This window comes from Sporosarcina sp. G11-34 (assembly GCF_026931025.1).
In genome coordinates this window covers 273,490-297,803 of record NZ_JAHNZW010000003.1, presented here as the reverse complement: position 1 = coordinate 297,803, position 24,314 = coordinate 273,490, and the positions used below count along the sequence as shown (strand labels likewise).

Sequence of the window (24,314 nt, the reverse complement as noted above, 5' to 3'; positions counted from 1 at the left end):
TTTGTTATTTATTGTTTTGGTAACCACTCATTTGTTGCTGGGCTTGTCGCACTAATCGCTTTGTAATTTCTCCGCCGACGGATCCGTTGGCACGCGATGTTGCGTCTGGTCCCATTTGTACTCCAAATTCAGAAGCAATTTCGTTTTTCATTTGATTGAGCGCTTGTTGCACACCCGGAACTAGAAGTTGATTTGAGTTTCCACTGTTTGGCATTTTCAACACCTCCTTGTGCACATAGAATGTCCCGTTTGGGAACATTCATGCACAGGTGTGAACTGGTAATTTTTTCATCAGTTATAGAAAAGCGTCAAAATCATCTTTCTTTTTAAGTGGTAAATCATAAACGACTCGTTCTTTGACCGCTTCTTCAATTAGTGAATCAAAGTCCGTAAAGCTCTCATAATAAGTAATCTTTTCGAGTTTTGGTTTCGTTTTTGGTTTTGCAGGCGTGAATATCGTACAACAATCCTCGTACGGTCGGATTGAAATATCATATGTCCCAATTTGTTGGGCTATATCAATAATATCAAGTTTATCTAATGCAATTAGTGGACGTAAAACAGGAGTCGACGTAACCGCATTAATCGCCGTTAAGCTTTCTAATGTTTGGCTCGCTACTTGCCCCAAGCTTTCACCCGTCACAATGGCCAATGCTTCTGTTTCTATTCGAACCTTATCTGCAATTTGCATCATAATTCTACGTGTCGTTGTCATCGAGGCACTATCGGGCACTTTGTGGACAATCGTTTGCTGTAATTCAGTAAATGGAATGACATGAAGTCGAACAGTCGATCCAAATGAACTTAACTTTTCCGCAAGGTCAATTACTTTCTGTTTAGCCAATTCACTTGTAAAAGGCGGACTTTCAAAATGAATGGCATCTATAGAAACACCACGCTTCATCATAAGATAACCTGCAACTGGGCTATCAATACCACCAGAAAGCATAAGTAATGTTTTCCCATTCGACCCAATCGGCATTCCTTTTGCACCTTCAAATACTTTTGCTGTAAGAAAAGCGCCTTCACTTCTAATTTCTACATTCAATGTAATTTCCGGTTTTTTCACTTGCACAATAAGTTCGGAGAAATTACTAAGAACATGGGAACCAATCATTTGTTGCAACTCATGCGTGACATATGGAAATGATTTGTCCGTACGTCTGATTTCAACTTTAAATGTTTTTCCTTCTGTCTCAACCGATTCCATTACTTCTAATGCTTTACTATAAATCGCTTCCATTGTAGCGTCACATTTTGCAACTGGACTAAAAGATTGAATTCCAAAAATATATGGTAAACGTTTAATTGCTTCTTCCATATCATAGTCGTCATTTGCAATAAGAAACATACGGTCACGTTCGGCTTTTATTTCAACTGAAGGCAGATCTCTCATTGCAGCAGCAATGTTGTTTTTTAACCTTCTTACAAAGAAACTACGATTTCGACCCTTTAATGATAATTCTCCGTATCGAATTAATAATTCATTCCACTTCATATTTCTTTCCCCTTCCAAGCAAATCTATAAATTGTGTAAACGCTTTTTCAAATTGTTCGATATGCTGCTTTTCAGTATTGCTACCAAAACTAACCCGAATTACACCGTGTTTATAATTCTCTGGTAAACGAATTGCCTCAATAACATGTCCCGCGCGGCCACTTTTAGACGAACAGGCACTTGATGTCGAAACGATAATTCCATTTTCTTGAAAGTGATTCACTGCAATTTCGCCTTTTATTTTATAAAACGCAATTGATAATATATGTGGTGCACCTGCTTCTTCAGCAAGAACTACAACGTCGTTAAATTCGTTTATAAAATTCACTAAACGCTTTCTCCAAAGTTTATAGTTCTCGTTATCGTTTTTCGAAACACTAAGTCTCATCGCTTTTGCAATGGCGACTGCATTGGGTACAGAAACAGTTCCACTGCGCAACCCTTTTTCTTGTCCACCACCGAAATTGACTGCTTCTATTTTTATTCCTTTTTTCATCGCAAGTATGCCTGACCCTTTTAAACCATTGATTTTATGTGCTGAAATAGTAATTACATCAGGTCCGTCACTTGATAATGAAATAGGTAATTTTCCAAAACTTTGAACTGCATCCGAATGAAAAACTGCACGTGATTTCTCTTTAATGATTTCTGCACACTTTGCAATTGGTTGCACAGTACCGATTTCATTATTCACATGCATAATACTTACAAGAATTGTGTTTTCTTGAATTTTTCCAGCCAATTCTTTTGGGTCTACCAACCCTTGTTTGTCAACAGAAAGATAATCTATTTCAAAACCTTCTTTTTCAAGATAGTTTATCGCTCGAAGGACCGAGGGATGTTCAATCGGTGTCGTTATAATATGTTGGCCTCTTGAACGAAGCGCCCGGGCCAATCCAACAATTGCTAAATTATTTGCTTCTGTGCCCCCAGACATAAATATTACTTCCCCATCAGCCGCTCCAAGAATCGACAAAATTTGCTCTCTTGAACGTTCAAGAAGAGTTTCTGCTTCTTTTCCAGGGAGATGAAGCGATGCTGGATTCGCAAAATATCTTCGATTCACTTCCATGAATGAAGAAAGCACCTCTTCATCGGGTGCCGTCGTTGCACTGTTATCTAAATAAATCATTTATACCATCCTTTTCTTACAATTCGCCTTAAAAGCGTAACAAAGCCACCTGCACTCAATATGCCGGTGGCCAATAATAACTTAATTCACTAAACATTTTCGTGTGCAAACTCTTCAATTTTTTTCATCGCGCCCGGCTCTACCTCTTCAACCGCAGTCGCCGCTTCTTCCAATGCTTTGGCATACCTAAATTGTCTAAACGATTCCTCTGCTTCAAGAAGACGGGCATGCATAGCGGGATTTGTCGCGCGGTATCGATTTCCATATTGAATAATCCATTCAATTAGCATAACATTTTCGAGTAACTCTTCAACCTTTTCAGTCACATCCGCAACGGACTTCTCAGCGTTCTCTAAATAGGAATTCACAAGATTCATGTTTAATGGTACTTCTTGCAAACTTTGAGTAACTACATATATCTGTTCCTCGGCTTCTTCGAGTCGTGCATCCACCTCATCAGGAATACCTGGGATATTCCCTTTATACAGTTTGCGTTCCGTATTTTGCAACTTTTTTGCTAGTTCTTCGAGTTTTATTCGGACACTATTTTCGTCAATTCGTAAATTTTTCATTCGACGGGCAAATTCCTCTTGCTCTTCAGCAATGAGATCTAATTCTTCATTCATTCTTCGAAGTTCATCTTCAAGACTGGAATAGGCGGATTCGTTATTCTCTACTCTTAATGAGAGCACTTCAAACCGTTTACTAAGTGCATCCAACTTTTTCATCGCATCTATTGGTATTTGCGCTTCCTCATCATTCATTCTGTAACTTTGTTGTACAAACGCCGCTTCATCTGACGTTTCTCTTGTCAACAATCTTATAGATGATAGTTTTTCGAATGTATATTCGTAATGATCATCGACATATCTTTTCGCATGAACTTCATTTTCAAGCGCATCATAAAATGAATCGATGCGAATATTTATTTCATTTGTACGCTGTTGAATCGATTCCATTTGTAATTCCGTCATTTCTGACAACATGTCCTGAATTTCTTCTTCAATGCCATCAAGATGTTCAGTAAGTTGTAGATGGTGTAAGTAATAGAACTGATCTTCCATTTCCATGATTCCGTTCCTAAGATTACGGATGGATGATGGTATTTTGTTTTGCAATTCTGTAAGGAGTGAAGGGATTTCATCAATAAGCGAAAAAACATGCTCACCTTTTTCGGAAAGGTAAATAACTACTTCCCTTGCTTGCAAATAGTTGCCATTGGACGTGAGTTCTTCATATTCCGCAAATTTCGGATTGAATAACTCCAGCTCTTTTTCCAACGGTTCAGCAGTCATTCCAAAAGAATGTTGATAAGCAAGAATTGTTTTACGTGCCGCCCGGTGTTCGTCTTGAAGTTTTTCCATTTCAATTCGATTCTTTTCTTCACTACCGACAAGTTCATTCAATTCCTGTAAGATATCATTCATTTTTGTATCACAGAAGTGAGTTTTTTCCCGTATTTCACTTTCTATTTGGGTTGCTTTTTTAAAACGCAAACGGCCTATTACATCTTCGGCGTCAAATAGTAACGTGTCGATGCCGGGTAAATGTACATCCATTACTTCTGTCCATTCACTTCTCCAACGCTCAAATTTCTTTTCGGTTTCACCTGTCATATTTAACTGTTTAATTTTTGTCATTTCTTCAAGTATCGGTCTATTTTGAATTTGGAGTTTTTCTTGTTCTAACCTTCCGATTTCACTAATATGTTTACGTCTGTATGAAAAGACGATTATCGTTATGATTAGTAGTACGATAAGTGCGGTGACTATGTATAGCATCGTGGTCCTCCCATCATGGTATCGCCGTATCATTATATCATCATATATAATACCACGTTTTCAGACAATAAGTTGCTAAAATGAAAGTTTTTTAGGGATTTATGTGTCTTTTTATCGAATCAATCTGCGATAGTTGAATTAAACGAATTGTACATATATAATTTGGTCATACAAAATTTAAATACGGGGTGTTGTCTTTGTTCACAAAAATGGATTACGCGAATGAAACGAGCGAAAAATATGTGCAACTTGCCAATCAATTAAATGCACTTTTAACAGGCGAGACCAATCTTTATGCAAACTTGAGCAATGCTTCAGCTTTACTGAACCAATTTTTCGATCGAATTAATTGGGTTGGGTTTTATTTAATAGAAGATAGTGAGCTTGTTCTTGGACCGTTTCAAGGTCTCCCGGCATGTATTCGTATTCCACTTGGTAAAGGGGTTTGTGGAACAGCGGCAAAAACGAAAGAGTCTATCATCGTACCTGACGTGAATGCTTTCCCAGGTCATATCGCCTGCGACGCCGCATCACAATCTGAAATTGTCATACCAATCGTTAAGAACGGGAACATTTTCGGTGTTCTCGATGTCGATAGCCCTGAATTAGATCGTTTCTCTGAAGAGGATCGTATTGGGTTAGAGAAAATCGTCGAAGTACTTATTTCACATATTAAATAATAAAAATGCCTTGGTAACCAGTATGGCTGGTCACCAAGGCATTTATTATTTTGCTGATGCTTCGGTTAATGATTTTTCCAATAACGAAAATGCACGGTCTAAATCGTTAATTAGATCTTCTGCATGTTCCAAACCTACTGCTAATCGAAGTAAAGAATCTGTAATCCCCATTGACAGCCGTTCGTTTTCCGGAACAATTGAATGTGTCATCGTTGCCGGGTGTTGTATCAGTGTTTCCGCATCGCCAAGACTAACCGCTATCCTAATAAGCTCAAGACTGTCTATTAGTAGTTGCGCCTCTTCCTTACCACCTTTCACGGTGAACGAAATAAGTCCGCCCCCTGCTTTCATCTGGTTTTTAGCTATTTCAAATTGAGGGTTATTTTCATCAAATGGATAATAAACTTCTTCCACAAGCTTTTGCCCTTTTAAATATTCCATTATCTTTTCTGCATTGGATGTATGACGCTCCATCCGGACCGGTAATGTTTTCAATCCTCGGATGAGAAGCCACGCATCGAATGGTGAAATGATTCCACCATAATCTTTTTGAACGGTCATACGAATTTTTTCCATCTCTTCTTTATCATTACCGACGAGTAGCCCCGCAATGACATCACCGTGCCCGTTTATATATTTCGTTGCACTGTGCAAAACAAAATCAGCCCCGATATCGAGTGGGTTTTGTAAATATGGTGACGAAAAAGTATTATCAACGACAACACGAAGCCCGTGCTTTTTCGCCACGTTCACAATAGCATGCAAATCAACAAGTTCCATTGTTGGATTAATAGGTGTTTCAACGTATATGCAAACCGTTTCGGGTTTAATCGCGCGCTCAATTTCTTCTTCGGTTCTCATTTGAACTAAATCATGTGTAATCTTATACTTCTCGTCCAATATTCCAAGTAGACCAAACGTACACCCGTAAATTCCACGTGAGCATAAAATATGATCCCCCGATTTCGTTAAGTGAACAAGAACAGTACTTACCGCGGCCATGCCTGAACCAAATGCAAGCGCTCCCGCACCATTTTCTAGCGCCGCCATTCGCTCTTCTAGAACACGTACTGTAGGGTTACCTAATCGCGAATAGATATTGCCTTCTTCAACTCCTGAAAATCGATTCTCTCCTTGTTTTGCACTTTCAAAAGAAAAAGTTGACGTTTGGTAAAGCGGAACTGCCAGACTTCCCTGATGTTCTTGATCATTATACCCCTCGTGTATAACCGTTGTATCCTTGTGCAGTTGTTGTTTTTTCTCCATTATAAAAACACCCCATTCATGAATTGAATACTATTATTCATATAGTTCCATAATACACCTTATTCAGAAAAGTGAAAGAGGTGTCTATTTTTCATTTTCCCTATCAAAAGATTCCCTGTTTCCAAGAATCTAACTTCTTGACTCCCTCATTTAAAATTGCTATGATTGACGTTGTGTAAAATATTTGCAGCAGTTGTGTGTTTCGGTATGTCCAGTCTATTCCTTTTATAAGGTGCACCGCGTAACTTCCTGGCTGCGGAGGCGAAGATGCAAGATAATAGAATGGCTTTCGAATTGAACGCATCTGGTTCTTATTTTACAACAAAATAAAACCAATTTAGAGGAGGAGTCATTCATGGCTCGTTATACAGGTCCAGCATGGAAACTATCCCGTCGTCTTGGTATTTCACTAAGCGGCACAGGTAAAGAAATTGAAAAACGCCCTTACGCACCAGGACAACACGGTCCTAACCAACGTAAAAAACTTTCCGAGTACGGAATGCAATTACAAGAAAAACAAAAACTTCGTTTCATGTTCGGTGTGAATGAACGCCAATTTAAAACGATGTTCGACAAAGCAGGTAAAATGCCTGGTAAACACGGTGAAAATTTCATGGTTCTTCTTGAAACTCGCCTTGATAACATCGTATACCGTATGGGCCTTGCACGCACACGTCGTGCGGCTCGTCAAATCGTTAACCACGGCCATATTTTGGTCGACGGCAAACGCGTTGATATCCCTTCATTCAGCGTTAAACCTGGTCAAGAAATTTCACTACGTGAAAAATCTCAAAACCTTGACGTTGTAAATGAAGCACTTTCAGTGAACAACTTCGTTCCTGAATATGTTACTTTCAACGAAGAAACAAAAGTAGGTCAATTTGTTCGTATGCCTGAGCGTAGCGAACTTGCAGCAGAAATTAACGAAGCACTTATCGTTGAGTTCTACTCACGTTAATATCGTTTTTGAAAAAGAGCCCTTTTACGGGGCTCTTTTTTTCGCATATTTTTCACCAAAAGAAAAAGGACGTCTTGGTAGACAGCCCCCTCCTCACTAAATTATATAAATTTAATCATTTTATAATTTTTCTTCCCACGTCGGACAATTGTAAACGCATCTTCCAACCGATCAGCAGTGCTTACTTCATATGCCGTATCGGTCACACGTTCTCCGTTCAGCGAAATCGCGCCGTTCGTTACATCTTCACGTGCTTGTCTCTTTGACGGTGACACGCCTGCCTCTACGATAAAGTCAATAATATTTTTAGCTTCCCGCACCATTTCAAATGAAGGAACATCTTTAAACGCATCTTTCATTTCATCCACAGCTAATGCCTTCAAATCGCCACTGAACAATGCTTTTGAAATTCGGATTGCTTGATCCAACGCTTCCTGTCCATGAATCAAACGCGTCATTTCCTGGGCGAGTACTTGTTGCGCTTTACGCAAATGTGGTTCATCTTGCACCGTAACTTCCAGCGCCTCGATTTCTTCACGTTCCATAAACGTAAAGATTTTCATGTATTTAATAACATCTGCGTCCGCTGTGTTAATCCAAAACTGGTAAAATTCATACGGTGATGTTTTTGCAGCATCAAGCCAAACTGCACCGCCCGCACTTTTACCAAACTTTGTACCGTCTGCTTTTGTAACAAGTGGAATTGTAATCCCAAACGCTTTTGTTTCTTCTTCATGTGTTTTCCGAATTACTTCAAGACCCGTCGTAATATTTCCCCATTGATCGGATCCACCAATTTGTACACGACAACCATAGTTATTATACAAATGATTAAAGTCGATTCCTTGAATAAGCATATAAGAGAACTCCGTGAATGAAATGCCATCTTCAAGACGTGATGCGACGTTGTCTTTCGCAAGCATATAGTTTACACCCAACAACTTTCCGTAATCTCGTAAAAATTCAATAATACTTAGTGATCCAATCCAGTCGTTATTATTCACCATTTGTGCGCCATTTTCCGTATCAAAATCAAATATTTGTTCCATTTGTTTTTTAATACCTGCTACGTTTTTGTCGATTTGTTCTGTCGTTTGGAGTTGCCTTTCTTCCAATCGACCAGATGGATCCCCAATCATACCCGTTGCGCCGCCAACTAATAATATAGGGCGATGTCCATGTTGTTGAAATCTACGAAGAGTTAATAGCGGAACAATATGACCGATGTGCATACTATCTGCTGTTGGATCGACTCCGCAGTATAATGAAATTTTTTCTTTATTCAAGTGTTCTTCAAGGCCCTTTTCATCTGTTTGTTGATAGAGTAAACCTCTCCATTTTAAATCTTCCAGCAATGCATTTTTCATCCCATTTCCTCCTCAAATAAATCAAATTCGCCTTGGCGTATTTGCGTCCAGATTTTGCACCTAGCAAGACTAGATAAAATTAAAAAAGCCCCTGCACGATTTTAAAAAATCATGCAGGGACGCTAATTAATAAATTAACGCGGTACCACCCAGCTTGAGAATAAATTCTCCGCTCGAACGCAATAACGCTGCGCAAACGATACACTCCAAAGTTGTAATTCATAAACGATTCCCCGAACAGTTTCCACCACCCACTGTCTCTCTATACGGCACTATCGCTACTACTTCGACTTTTTCAACGTGTCAAAAGATATATATTCTTATACTATATGAAAATCATAAGTTGTCAATGATTATCGATTGTCTTTCCGATAAATATGCTATAATAGTAAAGATTTAAGGAGGTCATTTGACTTGAGTGAACAGAAAAAAAATCCAATTAAAATTATGGAAGAAATGATTGATAAATTCACGGAAACTAAATGGGCAAGAGGATTGCGCATTACGTCCGGTGTCGCATGGAATTTACTTTTAGTTTTTATCATCATCGGGATTACAATGTCAGTCTTTGCGGCTTCAGTTGGGGCGGGCTATTTCGCATCTTTAGTCGCGAAAGAACCACTGCGTTCAAAAGAAGAAATGCGCACAAACGTCTTTACATATGAAGAAACCTCTGAATTGTATGCGGGCGATGTCTATCTCGGTCAAGTAAATTCAGATCTCGAGCGAAAAGAAGTGAAACTCGAAGATGTCTCACAATACGTCATTGACGCGGTACTTGCTACCGAAGATGAATATTTTGAGACACATAACGGAATTGTTCCTAAAGCCATTTTTCGTGGACTGCTTCAAGACGTTACGAACTCCGATAGCCAAACCGGCGGATCGACATTAACCCAACAACTCATAAAGAACCAAATCTTAACGAATGAAGTATCCTATGAAAGAAAAGCGAAAGAAATTTTACTAGCGATGCGACTTGAACACTTCATGAGCAAAGATGAGATTCTCGAGGCATATTTGAATATTATTCCATACGGTCGTAATGTCGTTGGTCAAAACATCGCCGGAATCGAAACAGCGGCTGAAGGTCTTTTTAACGTAAAAGCAAAGGATTTAACACTACCACAAGCGGCTTATATCGCGGGTATTCCTCAAGCACCTTTTGCTTACACACCTTTTTACAGCCAAAACCAAGGGCTAAAAGAACCTGAAAATTTAAAGCCAGGCATTAATCGAATGAAAACAGTTCTTTTCCGTATGAAAGAAACAAATTACATTACAGAACAAGAATATAACGAAGCAATCGCTTATGATATCGTACAAGATTTCCGAAAACCTTCTCTACGCGCAAATGAAAGATATCCTTATTTAACGCAAGAAATCCAAAATAGAACTATTGAAGTTCTCACAAAAGTACTTGCAGAAAAAGATGGAATTGATCCTGAACGACTTAATAACGAAAAGAAAATCAAAGAAAAATATACAATTTTAGCCGAACGTTCAATGAGAATTGATGGGTATCGTATTTATTCGACAATTGATTTGGCTTTATATGACGAATGGCAAAAAATTAAAGATAATTTCCAGAACTACGGTCACACATATGTTTCAACAAAAATAGATCCTGATACAAAAGAAGATAAAGAAGTTTTAGATCCCGTACAAGTAGGTAGTATAGCGATTGAAAATAGTACCGGGAAAATCCTTGCATTTGTAGGTGGACGAGACCCTAAAATTGAGGCGATGAATCACTCAACACAATCGTTCCGCCAAAATGCATCTACGATGAAACCACTACTCGTCTACGCCCCCGCAATTGAATATGGGGTCATTGGAGCAGGAAGTCCTGTGGCAGACGTCTGGTTTGAAACGTATAAATACGGAGGTAAATACTCGCCCGTAAACTTTTTAAACAGACAACAGCTCGGCGTTATACCAGCACGAGAAGCGTTAGCGAGGTCCCAAAACGTTGCAACGACGAGATTATATGAAAAAATCATTGATAAAAGACCTGCAGACTTCTTGAAGAAGATGGATTTCTCAAGACTTATTCCGAAAGATTACGGAACTCTTACATTATCTTTAGGTTCAATTACAAATGGAGTATCCGTAGAAGAAAACACAAACGCATTTGCTACTTTCGCTAATGGCGGAAAGTTTATCGATGCGCATATGATTGACAGAATTGAAGATATGAATGGAAATATTGTTTTCCAACATGAATCCGTGCCAGTTGATGTATTTAGTCCACAAACATCTTATATCATTACAGATATGATGCGTGATGTACTCTCAAGGGGTACTGCACAAATTGCGAAACGCAACTTAAATTTCAATATTGATTTGGCAGCAAAAACCGGAACATCCCAAGGTGCCCGTGATGCTTGGCTCGTTGGATATAATCCAAACATCTCAGTTGGCGTATGGCTCGGTTATAAAGACCAAACAATGGGACTTGACGTCTATTCAAATCACTATGGGACACCAAGTGCACGAGTAAATACATTATTCGCCAAACTTATGAATGGGCTTAATGCCACATCTCCTGATGTTGTCAATGCCCAAGATAAATTCATAAGGCCAGAAGGTGTTGTAAACCGATCGTTTTGTGGTATTTCAGGTTTAGCTCCTTCAAAAGCATGTTCGGCTGCTGGACTTGTAAGGTCCGATCTTTTCAACGCAAATGCGTTCTTACCAAACAAAGCAGATGATAGTATCATTTCATCTTCGTTTGTCTCAATGAATGGCGCGAAATACCAAGCACTTCCTTCGACACCATCTGAATTCGTAGGCTCTGGTGGAGTTGGAATTAGCCAAAAGTATATCGATAGAATTCTTGCACCATTTGGCGGTAATCCAGCCTATTTATTCCCTGAAAACTCATCCTTTTCGAGAAATGTTGTTGCGGGCAGAGCATTCAATGCAGATAATGTTGCACCTGAAGCTGTTCAAGCATCGATAACGAACTCGACGATGACATGGAGTAAATCAGCATCCAATGACGTTATCGGTTATTATGTCTATACAGGAAACGGTAAAAAAGTTGCTACAATTCGAGACGGTCAATCAAATTCCTTTACGATTGGCGCTGGTTCATACTTTGTACGAGCTGTTGACATTACTGGTTTACAATCAGCACCATCGAACACAATTACGATTGAAAAAGCAGTAGAAAAAGAAGAGGACGTTAAAGAGGAAGTTACACCACCTGATTCCGAAACGCCCGTTGCTCCACCATCTGTTACACCTACACCACCCGTTACACCGCCTGTCACTCCACCCGTTGCACCAGCTCCTGGTGGCGATGATAGTGGGGATAAAACTCCACCAGACAGCGATGATAGCGACAAAGAAGATAAGGAATAAAGAAAAGAGCTTGTCCCCACACTATAAAGTGTGGGGACAAGCTCTTTTTCGCGCCTAAGCGCTTATGTTGTTTTTAGTCGTTATCCATTGTCGACAAGTCTCCCGATGGCAAGTTCAATTCCCACGCTTTTAAAACACGTCTCATGATTTTCCCGCTTCGGGTTTTAGGTAATTTATCTTTGAATTCGATTTCTCTTGGTGCTGCATGTGCAGCGAGCCCTTTCTTAACGAACTGTCGAATATCTTCTTTCAATTCGTCTGATGGCTCATACCCTTCATGCAGTGCAACAAAAGCTTTTATAATTTCTCCACGTACCGGATCTGGTTTCCCTATAACCCCGGCCTCAACAATTGCAGGATGCTCAAGAAGCTTACTTTCAACTTCAAATGGCCCTACTCTTTCACCACTTGTCATAATGACATCGTCGACACGACCTTGGAACCAATAGTACCCTTCCTCATCTACATAGCCGGAATCCCCCGTAATATACCACTCATCATTCATGAATGATGACTCATACTTTTCAGGGCTATTCCAGATTTTCCGCATCATTGCCGGCCATCCTTTTTTAATGGCGAAGTTCCCCATTTCATTTGGTGGCAATATATTTCCCTGATTGTCGATAATTGCCGCTTCAATACCCGGGACGGCTTTACCCATGGATCCTGGCTTTATCGGTAATGATTGGAAGTTACAAATCATATGCGCCCCTGTTTCAGTCATCCACCATGTGTCGTGGATTCTAAGTTTGAATGTATCAGATCCCCAACGAATGACTTCCGGATTTAACGGTTCGCCTACAGAAAGAATATGTCGCAGTGAAGACACATCAAATTTTTCAAGTTGTCCAGCTCCTGCACCCATCAACATACGGAATGCCGTCGGCGCGCTATACCAAACGGTTACGCTATACTCTTCTATAGCTTCGTACCAATTGTCTGCCGAGAATCTTCCACCAAGAACGAGAATCGTTGTCCCTACCAACATAGGGCCAAATATTCCGTATACTGTTCCCGTAACCCACCCCGGGTCTGCAGTACACCAAAAAACATCTTCGTCATTTAAATCGAGTACCCATTTTGTCGTTTGAAGTTGTTGTACCATTGCCTCTTGCACAAGTACAATGCCTTTCGGTTTTCCAGTTGAGCCAGACGTATAGTGAAGAAGTGTCGGATCTTCCCTCTCCATCCATTCAATATCGAAATGCTGTGAAGCACTAGCTAAATGCTTATTGAAATCTAATGTAGTCGAATTTTCTTCAATATCTTCGCCCACAAGGAAGATGGTTTCAAGATGTGGTAATTTTTCAACGGGAACCCGTTTTAATAGTTCAGGTGTTGTCACAATCGCTTTTGCCTCACTATCAAACAAACGATCAAAAACGGCACCTTCCATGAACGCCTCAAAAAGCGGGCCTACAATGACACCTAATTTTAAAGCGCCGAGTAATGAAAAATATAATTCTGGAGAACGTGGCATGAAAATGAACAGCCGATCCCCTTTTTCGAGTGTCGATTGGTTTTTCAAAACATTCGCTGCTTTATTCGTCATTTTTTTCATTTCATTATACGTATATGCTTCTTTTCGATTCGCATCTTTATAATAAAGTGCAACTTTGTTTTTTCGGAATGATTCTGCATGGCGATCTACCGCTTCATAAGCAATATTTACTTTTCCTGTTTCAAACCAACTGAATTCTTTTTCAACGTCTTCCCATTTAAATTGAGACGCTGTACGATCATAATCTTTCAACTGATAATTCCCTTTAACAACCGGTAACGTTCTTAATTCCATTCCTATCACCCTTTCAAAACTGCTACAAATTCTATTCTACAATATTAGAAGCTAGTTTTGTCAATTATTTTATTTTTCCAATAGATTTAAATTTGTAATAATCAATACACTTCTCCACATCCTTTTTGTTGTATACTAAAGCTATTAACACTTACTTTAAAGGCGGTGTATTATTGGAACATTCTAAAACGTATAACGCAATGGAAATTAAGCACAGAAATGGAAACATTATCGTTGAAGGACCTGTTTCACAAGAAGAGTTAAAAAAGCTGGACTTTCATGAAGATTTAATAGCGTTTAGACCTTCACCCCAACAACATAAAGCACTTATAGAAATTTCCGGGCTTCCAGAGGCAAGGATTATTATCGTGCGCGAATTAAACGAGATTGTCGGCTACGCTACATACTTATACCCGGATCCGCTTGAACGATGGTCTGAAGGTAAAATGAAAAATCTAATTGAACTTGGTGCAATCGAAATCATTCCGAAATTTCGTGGGGGCGGAGTTGGAAAAACAGTATTACAAGTTTCAATGATGGACGATGCAGTAGAGGATTATATTATTTTAACTACTGAGTATTACTGGCACTGGGATTTAAAAGGTACTAAGCTAAACGTATGGGAATATCGAAAAATGATGGAAAAAATGATGCAGGCTGGCGGGCTCGAATACTACGCAACAGATGATCCGGAAATAAGTTCACATCCAGCAAATTGCCTAATGGCAAGAATCGGAAGTAGAGTAGATCCAGAATCCATTCAACAATTTGATAGCCTGCGTTTTATGAATCGATTTATGTACTAAATTGATAGGGGGAGTTTTATATGTTAATCGAAGAAATCATGATTCGAGATGTTATTACACTTTCACCTGAAAATAGTGTAAAAGATGCACTTCAAGTAATGAGAGATAAAAAGATTCGGCATTTACCCATCGTTTCAAAAAGCGGAGAAGTTGTAGGGATTGTAACCGATCGCGATATGAAAGAAGCTGTTCCATCGGTATTTGCGGACAATGTTGATCATAATGTATATGCGATTCCTCTATCCGATGTTATGACAAAAAATCCAATACTGGGGCACCCAATGGATTTCGTCGAAGAATCGGCGGTCACTTTTTATGACAACCAAATTGGCTCGTTACCAATTGTTTCAAACAACAAACTTGTTGGTATCATTACAGAAACAGACCTTTTATACAAATATATTGAACTAACGGGTGCACACCAACCCGGCTCACAAATTGAAGTGCGGGTCCCCGATGTCCCAGGTATTCTTTTCGAAGTTTCCAAAGTTTTTCACGAACAAAAGACCAATGTCTTAAGCGTTCTTGTTTATCCCGATAAAGAAAAAAAAGCAAGTAAAATACTCGTTCTTCGAATAAAGACGATGAATCCACTTAATGTTATTGCTGGTCTAAAAGATAGTGGCTTTGATGTCTTATGGCCAAATGTACCAGGAATAGACATATGAAAAAAGATGCCGTCTTCATTTATTCAAAAGAGCAGCTAGATTATTCGTTTTCAGACACCCATCCATTTAATCAAAAAAGAATTGTTCTTACTTTAGATCTTTTGAAAAAAATAGGCGCGATAAACGAAAATAATATTATAGCCCCGCGAATGGCAACTGATGAAGAATTACTCCTTGCTCATGATTCCAAGTTTATTGAGATTGTGAAGAAGGCTGGAAAAGGAGAAATCACTTCAGATGTCGGAGAAGTTTACGGCATTGGTACGGAGGATACGCCTATTTTTGAAAATATGCACGAAGCAAGCGCCATGCTTGTCGGTGGAACCCTTACAGCCGTAGACGAAGTGATGCAAGGTCGTTCAAAATATGCGCTCAATTTAGGCGGCGGTCTTCATCATGGCTTTAAAGGACGTGCATCCGGATTTTGTGTATATAATGACAGTTCCGTTGCCATTAGATATATGCAGGAAAAGTATGGTGCGCGCGTACTTTACGTTGATACAGACGCCCATCACGGGGACGGGGTCCAATGGAGTTTTTATGATGATCCGACAGTTTGCACGCTTTCTATTCACGAAACTGGCCGCTACTTATTCCCTGGTACGGGAAGCATAACGGAACGCGGAAATGGCCAAGGTTATGGCACATCATTCAACTTCCCTATTGATGCATTTACCGAAGATGAATCATTTCTTGATGTTTATAAAAGCTCGATGACAGAAGTAGCTAATTTTTTCAAACCCGACGTTATTTTAACTCAAAATGGCGCGGATGCACATTATTTCGATCCACTTACTCATCTGTACGGAACGATGAATATTTTCGAACAAATACCACGCATTGCACGGGAAATCGCCGAGAAGCATTGCAATGGCCGCTGGATTGCCGTTGGTGGTGGTGGCTATGACATATGGCGTGTCGTTCCAAGAGCATGGGCACATATTTGGTTAACAATGACAGGGCATTCTAAGCCTTCTGGACGCCTGCCGGAAGAGTGGTTAACAAAGTGGCAAGAGCAGTCCCCTGTCCCTTTAATAGAAACGTGGCAAGACCCGGAACCGCTGTATGAATCCATCCCAAGAAAAGATGAAATTACGGAGAAGAATGCCCAAATGTTAAGCCGCGCTTTGCATTTAATAAGAAACGAACACAGTGCGAACTAAGCAAAGGCATCCCCAAGCGTCAAGCAAATTTTAGCAGGATTTTTTAACATATGTATGTAATAATAAAAATGGTACTGCCCTTTTGAATCGGGCAGTACCGTTTTTGTTATTTTACTGAATCTCGATTTTCAAATCTAAATGGCAGTATAACTTCTTCTTCTTCAACATCTTCATCATTCATTAACTTCGTTAGTAAACGCATGGCAACTGCCCCGAGGTCATAAAGAGGAACAACTACCGACGTAAGTTGTGGTCGAACAATTCTCGTTAAAATTGTATGCTCAAAACAAATAAGTTCAAAATCATCAGGTACAGAAAAACCGTCGTCTTTAATACCATTTAATACGCCAACGGCAAGATCGTCATTCCCCGCAAAAATTGCAGTAGGTCTATCGGAAAGTTGTCGAATCTGCTTCCAACTTTCATATGCACTGTCATATGTCGTCTCAATTTCAAAAACAAGATCCTCATCGATAGGAAGATTCGCTTCTTTCAACGCCCGTTCGTAACCAACTTTTTTACATTCGCGGTTAATGTCTTTCGATAATGTACCCGTGAGGAAAATAATTCGCTTATGACCATTTGAAACGAGTTTTTTTACAGCTTGATATGAAGCTTCTTCATAATCAATATTTACTGTTGCAAATTCATCTTCTTTATCCAACGTGCCAGCAAGTACGACAGGAACATCTGCTATCGACATTTCCTTTCTTGCTTCTTCAGAAATTGAGTCGCTCATAAAAATAAGGCCATCAACTTGTTTTCCAAAAAGGTCAATAAGTAACTCTACTTCCCTCTCTGCCCTTTTATCGGAATTCGACAAAATAATGTTATATTCATACATCGTTGCGACGTCGGCAATTCCACGAGAAAGTTCCGAATAAAATCTATTTGATATATCGGGAACGATAACTCCAATTGTCGTCGTTTTTTTACTTGCCAATCCCCTTGCAACCGCATTCGGTCTATAGCCAAGTCGTTCAATACAATCCATAACTCGTTTCCTCGTTGCAGGTTTCACATTCTGATTGCCGTTAACAACCCGGGACACTGTCGCCATTGAGACATTTGCTTCTCTTGCGACGTCGTAGATAGTTATAGCCATAACGCTTCCTCCTTTACTAAAGATTAAATCAATTACTAAACGATATAAAACGACGCCGGAACCATAAAAGGTCCGGCGTCGAAATCATCAGTTAGTAACGTGAGTATTCATGAATTTTAACATCTCTGCATAAAATTCGTCAAACTCTTTGAAATTCATTTGTTGCGCGGAATCAGAAAGAGCAACTGCTGGATCCGGATGTACTTCCGCCATAACACCATCTGCTCCAACTGCAATTGCAGCTTTTGCCGTAGGAATTAGTAAATCTTTTCTACCTGTTGAGTGAGTAACATCAACATAGACAGGTAGATGCGTTTCTTGTTTCAAAATCGGAACGGCTGAGATATCTAATGTATTACGAGTTGCTTTTTCGTATGTACGAATACCGCGTTCGCATAAGATAATTTGGCTATTTCCTTTTGAAATAACATACTCAGCAGCATGGATGAATTCATCAATTGTTGCTGCTAGTCCACGTTTTAATAGGACTGGCTTGTCAATTGAACCAGCCTCTTTCAATAGTTCAAAGTTTTGCATATTACGAGCGCCGATTTGAACGACATCGATATATTCAAGAGCTTCCTCGAGATGCCCTGGTGTAACAATTTCCGTTACAACCGAGAGCCCTGTTTCATTAGCTACTCGCTTCAATATTTTCAAACCTTCTAAACCAAGGCCTTGGAAATCATATGGTGAAGTACGAGGTTTGTACGCCCCGCCCCTAATCATTGTAAGTCCTTTTGCTTTAATCTCTTTAGCAACTGCTAATACTTGCTCATACGATTCAACCGCACATGGACCAAATATAAAAGATGGGTTACCATCACCTATTTTTAAACCATTAACATTCACAATTGTATCTTCTGCTTTTCTCTTACGGGAAACGAGCAATGCATTTCGCTGATCGTCTTCCTGTATTTCAAGGGCAGACATGAAAATTCCTTTAAAAATCTGTTCTAAAACGCCATTGGGAACTGGACCTTTATTCGATTCTTTTAAGAAATTAAGCATTTCTCGTTCGCGAATAGGGTCGTATCTGTTAACACCTTGCTTTTCTTTCACTTTACCAATTTCTTGAACAAGTGAAGTTCTTTCATTGATCAAATCCAATACCTTCATGTTTAAATCATCTACACGGCCACGTAACTTATCAAGATCATGCTGTTTCATTGTCCGTCTCCTCTCCTGTCCATATCATTCCTTTTCAATAGATTGGAATGTATAGTACATTTTTAGATAATAGACTCATTATAAGGATAACAATTTGAAAAGTCACGCATTACCGCACAAATTGTTTAAAATAATTCAATTCCGTCTGTAAAAACAAAAAAACATACTTCTTAGGGTCATATTTAGCATGTCGACTGAATAATTATTCGTCCCATTCCTTAACTATTATAATATAAAAGTAAAAAAGCTTGGCCGCTTATATTGAGTAGCCAAGCTTCAGTAAGCTGTATTGCGCTCTTATATAATAATTAGTTTTTTTCGTTTGTTACTGCATCTTTTAGCGCTTCCGCCGTGGCGGTTACATTTTCTTCACCATCTTCAAGAATATCTTGGGCTTTATCGGCAACTTTGTCTATAAATTCAGTAGCTTCCTCACCTTCAGAGGATGCCGTACCGTCATCCATCGGCATAGATGTTTTCGATGTCATCGATTTTACTTTATCGACAAGTTGCTCCGATTGTTCTTGGATTACTTTTGTCACTTCATCTGTTTTTCCTTTCGCCGCCACACCAAATTCTGTTGCTTTTTCTTTTGCCACAGTCGTATACTCTGTCGCTTTTCCTTTCGCCGCGGATGTATATTCCGTTGCTTTCTCTTTTGCGACGGTACTAATTTCAATCCCTTTATCTTTTAGATGCACGGCCTGTTCAGATAAGTCATCCCGCATTTCTTTCCCAGTTTTAGGAGCTAGGAAAAGTGCAGCTGCAGCCCCGATCACACCACCAACTAGTGCGCCTGCAAGGAAGCTACCTGCGCTTGAACTTTCATACTCATCGTAAAATGAATCCGTGTATCCTCGATTGACATCATAGTTATTCACATACTCTGCTTCTGTATAATTGGATTTACCATTTCGGTTTTCACTCATATTATGTTCCTCCTATTTTTTAAACATACATTTTAGTTAACATTAGTTTTAAAGTTATATTTTATCGTCCAGTTACTTTACTGGGCGATAAACGGTCCACCCAGAACTGTCCGTTTTACGTTCTTTCACCTTGTCCAAAATTCCAATAACAACGCTACTCCACTGAATTGCTTGAGCAATTTTTTCGCTATTCTTCTCTGCCTCAGTCGTTATTGAATTTGTAACGCGGTGAACAGAAGTGTTTAGTCCACTCATTGAATTGCCAACATCTTTTACAGCATCGACAACTGAATTGAGTTTTTCTGATTTTAACTGGATATCTTCTGCCAAGCTATTCGTTTTGTTCAGAAGTTCAGCCGTTTCAGTCGTTACTCCTTCAAGTTGCACAGCTAAGCCGTCCATCGTTCCTGAAACAGTTTGCAAAGTTTTCTTCACAGAGAACAAAGTCATCGACAAACTTACGCATAATATTAAAAATGCGATCGCAGCAACAATCGCCGCTATATACAACAAATTCTCCAAAACATATCCTCCTTTACAAACTAACCATAACTATTATTTACCTTATTTCTGATAAAATAAACGTTATGCTTATAGATTGTATTCGACACTATTGCACAATATCCTTCTCTATTATAAATGTTTTTTAACAAAACAGCCTAACCCGTAAAGGGTTAGGCTGTTTCATTTTCATCCAAAAATAAATTAAAAGCAATTAGATACTTTTGGATATCTCCCGCCCCCATGAACAAATAGGCCGCGCGTCCATGTTTTTCTAATAGTTCAATATTTTCAAGTTGAAGATACTTAGTATTAGGTATTTTCTGCCCCAATTCTTCAATCGTCGTGCTTCCGGCTTGTTCACGTGCTGAACTAAAAATATCACATAAATAAACGTGATCGGCTGATTTCAAGCTTGCCGCAAATTCCTCGAGCAATGCAGCCGTTCGAGTAAACGTGTGAGGTTGAAAAATCGCTACGATTTCTCGATCAGGATATTTCTGTTTTGCCGTTTGAAGCGTTGCTTTAATTTCGGTTGGATGGTGTGCATAGTCGTCCACAATAATACGATCACCGTTTTCCATAATTGAAAATCTTCTTTTCACACCATTGAAAGTTAAAAGTCGTTCCTCAACAACAGTTGCTGACACACCTTCATAATGACAAAGTGCAATTACACCAAGTGCATTCAATATTGCATGATCACCAGCAAGTAGAATTGTAAAGGTATGATAAAATTCATTGCGAACAAATACGTCAAAAGTCGTTCCTTCAGACTTTTTCACAATATTCTTTGCGGCAAAATCATTTGATTCATCAAAACCATAATAAACAATAGGTACGTTTGCTTGGATTTTCTGCAAATTGATATCATCACCACAAGCAATAATTCCTTTTTTTACACGAAGTGCCATATCACCGAAGGCATCTAGCACATCATTTAAGTCTTTAAAATAATCGGGATGATCAAAGTCAGCATTTGTCATAATTAAGTAATCCGGTTCATAAGCCAGAAAATGCCTTTTATATTCACACGCTTCAAAAACAAAATACTCCGCGTCTTCCGTCCCTTTGCCGGTACCATCACCTATTAAATAGGATGATGGTGCATGCCCCGATAATACATGTGCAAGCAATCCCGTTGTCGATGTCTTACCATGAGTGCCTGTTACTCCAACTGAAATGAAATCCTGCATATACTTCCCTAAGAAGTCATGATAGCGAACCACATTCACTCCAAGTTCTCGTGCTTTTTCAAGTTCAAGATGACTGTCAGGGAATGCATTTCCCGCAATTACTGTCATACCTGGTTTAATATTATTTTCATCAAATGGAATTACTTTTATTTCTCTTTCGTGTAAAGGGTCTTCAGTAAAAAAGTATTTTTCTACGTCTGATCCTTGTACATCATTGGCGGAATCATGCAAGATTTGTGCAAGTGAACTCATTCCTGCTCCTTTAATTCCCGTAAAATGAAACAATGTCATAATGCAACCTCCTGGGACCTTTTTGGTTCCATTTCTTCAATTCTTTAATATTCATACCCTATTATATCATCAAATATGCATTACTGAAATCAGATTAGAACAATGTAATTGTATAGTATTTATACGTTCAATTCCAACGATTCTGTAAGCCGTCCAAGATCTTTTTCAGTTAGGTACACATCTCTTGCTTTACTACCCCTTTGACCTGAAATAAATCCTTTCTTCTCCATCCGATCCATCAATTTTGCAGCACGATTATAACCTATGCTGAAATTTCGTTGCAACAGGGATGTTGAAGCGCTGTCTTGTTCGTAAATAAACAGACATGCATCTTCAAAAAGTGGATCTGAATCTTCTTCTACAACACTTGCCAATAATTCTTCTTGGCCAAATAAGTACGTGGGCGTAGCTTCACTTTGAACATGTTCTATTATACGTTCTATTTCATCATCCGTGACAAATGTCCCTTGCAATCGAACAGCAGAGGACTTCCCGTTGCCAATGTATAACATATCACCTTTTCCAAGGAGTCGTTCCGCTCCTTGGGTATCAATAATTGTACGGGAATCGATTTGCGAAGACACAGAAAAAGCAATCCGTGTCGGTATGTTCGCTTTGATCGTTCCTGTAATTACATCAACGGAAGGTCGCTGCGTTGCAATAATAAGATGGATACCACAGGCTCTAGCTTTTTGTGCGATTCGACTAATCGATACTTCGACGTCTGCGGGTGCCATCATCATTAAATCTGCAAGCTCATCAATGACAATTAAAAGATAGGGCATCTTCATTGAAAAGCGTCTACTTTCAATAGCCGCCTTATTATATCGCTCGATATCTCTAACACCAGCATGTGCAAGCAACTCGTAACGACGTTCCATTTCCCCAACCGCCCATTTCAATGCCGCAGTTGCTGCCTTTACGTCTGTAATCACTGGACTAATGAGATGTGGAATTCCATTAAACGGCGCAAGTTCTACCATTTTAGGGTCAATAAGCATCATTTTTAAGTCCGACGGCGATGCTTTATAGAGAAGGCTAACAAGTATTGAATTAATGCACACAGATTTACCAGAACCAGTTGCACCAGCAATCATTCCATGTGGCATTTTTCGAAGATCCAAAGTTAGCGGTGTTCCCGTTAAACTTAGCCCAAGTACCGCTTCAAGCGGTGAAGTGGAGTCTTGGAACTTTTTTGTCGAAATGACTTCCGAAATTCGAACGGGTCTAGTCGTTCGATTTGGAATTTCGATGCCTATCGAACTTTTCCCCGGTATTGGAGCCTGTATTCGTATATCTTCGGCAGCCAAAGCAAGTTTTAAATCATCTGTTAAGTTCCTAATTTTACTTACTTTCGTCCCTTGCCCCACTGTCAATTCAAAACGGGTTACTGTTGGTCCTTGCATCGCCTCTATAATATTCGCTTTTACAGCAAAGTGGGATAGCGCCTCTACCAATTTAGTAGACTGTGATTCCAACCATTCCGTATCTTCAATTTGAGTTTCCGGCGGAATTAGAAAGTCGATAGAAGGTAAGACGTAATGTGGTAGTTCTTCATCCATTACATCATTTTCTTTTGGAACTTTTTTTTTGACATCCACTTTTTTCTCAATCGGTTTAGGCATTTGGTTCATAATCTTTTCTTTATCAGATTTCAACATCAATACGTTAAACGGAACCGTTTTCTCTTTTTTCTTTTCGACAACTACTTCCTCAGTTAGTTGCTCATCTTCTTCGACTACTATAACTGGTTCAGTAGCAGGTATATCTCTCACTTTATCCGAGTCGCTATCTACTGCCGTAAACTCTTCTTCCACTGAATCCTCTACTAATGCTTCTAGTAACGGCTCCTCACTTTTTATCTCTTCATCAATTGATTGTATACTTTCTTCTACTGGTTGATTGAATTTAACGGGTTCAACTTGTTCCTCTTCACGGATAATCACTGGTTCAGCAACCTCTTCAGCCAATGAATAATTTTCCAACAGTTCTTGTTCAGTTTTATTCACCACAACTGGTTCATCTTTTTCAGATAAACTTACCTTTTCAACTTCTTCAATAGACGGTTTTTCACTAGGAACATTAAATCCATGAATGGGTGATGGAACAGCAGTTGGTGTAAATGGTCTGTTTGAACGCTTTTGAATAACAGTTTTCTTAGTCAGCGGCGACTCCGGTTTGACAACTTTTCTATCTGTTGAAGTTGGACCTTTCGGAAGTGCGATATCCACTCTGTATTTCGGTTCTGCACCCGCCCTAAATACTCTACCGCCTGACTGCTCACTAGGCCATCTTTCATTTTCATATAAAGGTGTTGGTTTATACAAATCTGGGTCTGTTTCTAAAACGTTTATAAGATTTTCTGGATGTTCTTTTTCAATTGTCGGCTCATTTTCATCCCAGCCATATATTTCCGAGTCAGTAATAATCGGGAAACGAAATGCTGGTTTTTCAATTCGGATTTTTTCATCTTCAATTTCATTGAAATTTGTTTCGTAGTCATCAATCTCATTATTTTCATTTTCATCTACATCATTATCAAAAAAACGGTTTAGTAATTTTTTATACCACTTCAAAACAATCACTCTTTCTACTATCAATCTTTTCATTTTAACAGTAATAAGATGATGAAATCAAAT

Annotated in this window: 19 protein-coding genes and 1 other annotated feature; of the genes, 6 read left to right on the top strand and 13 right to left on the bottom strand. The window is 39.2% G+C overall.

Annotated features, from left to right (window positions below):
• Nucleotides 1-4: 4 nt before the first annotated feature.
• The 4 genes from KSU66_RS05650 to ezrA all read right to left on the bottom strand — a co-directional run bounded on the left by KSU66_RS05650 (nucleotide 5) and on the right by ezrA (nucleotide 4,411).
• Nucleotides 5-214, bottom strand: a complete 210-nt coding sequence (locus KSU66_RS05650) for an alpha/beta-type small acid-soluble spore protein (protein ID WP_269050442.1) — start codon at nucleotides 212-214, stop codon at nucleotides 5-7.
• Nucleotides 215-295: 81 nt separating this feature from the next.
• Complete coding sequence (gene thiI / locus KSU66_RS05645) at nucleotides 296-1,498, bottom strand: tRNA uracil 4-sulfurtransferase ThiI (protein ID WP_269050441.1); 1,203 nt, start codon at nucleotides 1,496-1,498, stop codon at nucleotides 296-298.
• The gene (locus KSU66_RS05640; protein WP_269050440.1) at nucleotides 1,485-2,630 is read right to left on the bottom strand and encodes a cysteine desulfurase family protein; all 1,146 of its coding nucleotides are present in this window, start codon (nucleotides 2,628-2,630) and stop codon (nucleotides 1,485-1,487) included. The genes thiI and KSU66_RS05640 overlap by 14 nt, the downstream gene beginning before the upstream one ends.
• Nucleotides 2,631-2,719: 89 nt before the next feature.
• Nucleotides 2,720-4,411 carry a septation ring formation regulator EzrA gene (gene ezrA / locus KSU66_RS05635; RefSeq protein ID WP_269050439.1) on the bottom strand — a complete coding sequence of 564 codons (1,692 nt, stop codon included), beginning with the start codon at nucleotides 4,409-4,411 and terminating at the stop codon, nucleotides 2,720-2,722.
• Nucleotides 4,412-4,608: 197 nt separating this feature from the next.
• On the opposite strand from ezrA, the gene KSU66_RS05630 reads away from it, so the two are divergent.
• The gene (locus KSU66_RS05630; RefSeq protein WP_269050438.1) at nucleotides 4,609-5,091 is read left to right on the top strand and encodes a GAF domain-containing protein; all 483 of its coding nucleotides are present in this window, start codon (nucleotides 4,609-4,611) and stop codon (nucleotides 5,089-5,091) included.
• Nucleotides 5,092-5,136: 45 nt separating this feature from the next.
• On the opposite strand, the gene megL is transcribed toward KSU66_RS05630, so the two are convergent.
• A complete protein-coding gene (gene megL / locus KSU66_RS05625; RefSeq protein ID WP_269050437.1) occupies nucleotides 5,137-6,357 on the bottom strand; it encodes a methionine gamma-lyase in 1,221 nt (406 codons plus the stop codon).
• A 355-nt stretch (nucleotides 6,358-6,712) separates the two neighbouring features.
• Here megL and rpsD point away from each other — a divergent pair, with 355 nt between their 5' ends.
• Nucleotides 6,713-7,315: a 30S ribosomal protein S4 gene (rpsD, locus tag KSU66_RS05620; protein ID WP_269050436.1), complete on the top strand. Its 603-nt coding sequence runs from the start codon at nucleotides 6,713-6,715 to the stop codon at nucleotides 7,313-7,315.
• Between the two features lie 101 nt (nucleotides 7,316-7,416).
• Here rpsD and tyrS read toward each other — a convergent pair whose 3' ends face one another.
• Nucleotides 7,417-8,682 carry a tyrosine--tRNA ligase gene (gene tyrS, locus KSU66_RS05615; protein WP_269050435.1) on the bottom strand — a complete coding sequence of 422 codons (1,266 nt, stop codon included), beginning with the start codon at nucleotides 8,680-8,682 and terminating at the stop codon, nucleotides 7,417-7,419.
• A gap of 112 nt (nucleotides 8,683-8,794) precedes the next feature.
• Nucleotides 8,795-8,990 (bottom strand) — a binding site (T-box leader).
• A 106-nt stretch (nucleotides 8,991-9,096) separates the two neighbouring features.
• Here tyrS and KSU66_RS05610 point away from each other — a divergent pair.
• Nucleotides 9,097-12,051, top strand: coding sequence for a transglycosylase domain-containing protein (locus KSU66_RS05610; protein WP_329958776.1), 2,955 nt, complete (start codon nucleotides 9,097-9,099; stop codon nucleotides 12,049-12,051).
• A 73-nt stretch (nucleotides 12,052-12,124) separates the two neighbouring features.
• Here KSU66_RS05610 and acsA read toward each other — a convergent pair whose 3' ends face one another.
• A complete protein-coding gene (gene acsA, locus KSU66_RS05605; protein ID WP_269050434.1) occupies nucleotides 12,125-13,846 on the bottom strand; it encodes an acetate--CoA ligase in 1,722 nt (573 codons plus the stop codon).
• A 173-nt stretch (nucleotides 13,847-14,019) separates the two neighbouring features.
• Here acsA and KSU66_RS05600 point away from each other — a divergent pair, with 173 nt between their 5' ends.
• From KSU66_RS05600 to KSU66_RS05590, 3 genes are read left to right on the top strand one after another with little or no spacing between them, the layout of a single operon-like run.
• Nucleotides 14,020-14,652 carry a GNAT family N-acetyltransferase gene (locus KSU66_RS05600; RefSeq protein ID WP_269050433.1) on the top strand — a complete coding sequence of 211 codons (633 nt, stop codon included), beginning with the start codon at nucleotides 14,020-14,022 and terminating at the stop codon, nucleotides 14,650-14,652.
• A gap of 20 nt (nucleotides 14,653-14,672) precedes the next feature.
• Nucleotides 14,673-15,320, top strand: coding sequence for an acetoin utilization AcuB family protein (locus KSU66_RS05595; protein WP_269050432.1), 648 nt, complete (start codon nucleotides 14,673-14,675; stop codon nucleotides 15,318-15,320).
• Nucleotides 15,317-16,483 carry an acetoin utilization protein AcuC gene (locus KSU66_RS05590; protein WP_269050431.1) on the top strand — a complete coding sequence of 389 codons (1,167 nt, stop codon included), beginning with the start codon at nucleotides 15,317-15,319 and terminating at the stop codon, nucleotides 16,481-16,483. Before KSU66_RS05595 ends, KSU66_RS05590 begins: the two co-directional genes overlap by 4 nt.
• 106 nt (nucleotides 16,484-16,589) lie before the next feature.
• Here KSU66_RS05590 and ccpA read toward each other — a convergent pair whose 3' ends face one another.
• The 6 genes from ccpA to KSU66_RS05560 form a co-directional block, all read right to left on the bottom strand.
• Nucleotides 16,590-17,588: a catabolite control protein A gene (ccpA, locus tag KSU66_RS05585; RefSeq protein WP_269050430.1), complete on the bottom strand. Its 999-nt coding sequence runs from the start codon at nucleotides 17,586-17,588 to the stop codon at nucleotides 16,590-16,592.
• Between the two features lie 87 nt (nucleotides 17,589-17,675).
• Nucleotides 17,676-18,758 carry a bifunctional 3-deoxy-7-phosphoheptulonate synthase/chorismate mutase gene (locus KSU66_RS05580; RefSeq protein WP_269050429.1) on the bottom strand — a complete coding sequence of 361 codons (1,083 nt, stop codon included), beginning with the start codon at nucleotides 18,756-18,758 and terminating at the stop codon, nucleotides 17,676-17,678.
• Nucleotides 18,759-19,066: 308 nt separating this feature from the next.
• The gene (locus KSU66_RS05575) at nucleotides 19,067-19,687 is read right to left on the bottom strand and encodes a YtxH domain-containing protein (RefSeq protein WP_269050428.1); all 621 of its coding nucleotides are present in this window, start codon (nucleotides 19,685-19,687) and stop codon (nucleotides 19,067-19,069) included.
• Between the two features lie 72 nt (nucleotides 19,688-19,759).
• The gene (locus KSU66_RS05570) at nucleotides 19,760-20,209 is read right to left on the bottom strand and encodes a DUF948 domain-containing protein (RefSeq protein WP_269050427.1); all 450 of its coding nucleotides are present in this window, start codon (nucleotides 20,207-20,209) and stop codon (nucleotides 19,760-19,762) included.
• A gap of 152 nt (nucleotides 20,210-20,361) precedes the next feature.
• Nucleotides 20,362-21,675, bottom strand: a complete 1,314-nt coding sequence (gene murC / locus KSU66_RS05565; RefSeq protein WP_269050426.1) for a UDP-N-acetylmuramate--L-alanine ligase — start codon at nucleotides 21,673-21,675, stop codon at nucleotides 20,362-20,364.
• A 119-nt stretch (nucleotides 21,676-21,794) separates the two neighbouring features.
• Complete coding sequence (locus tag KSU66_RS05560; protein ID WP_269050425.1) at nucleotides 21,795-24,251, bottom strand: DNA translocase FtsK; 2,457 nt, start codon at nucleotides 24,249-24,251, stop codon at nucleotides 21,795-21,797.
• Nucleotides 24,252-24,314 lie beyond the last annotated feature (63 nt).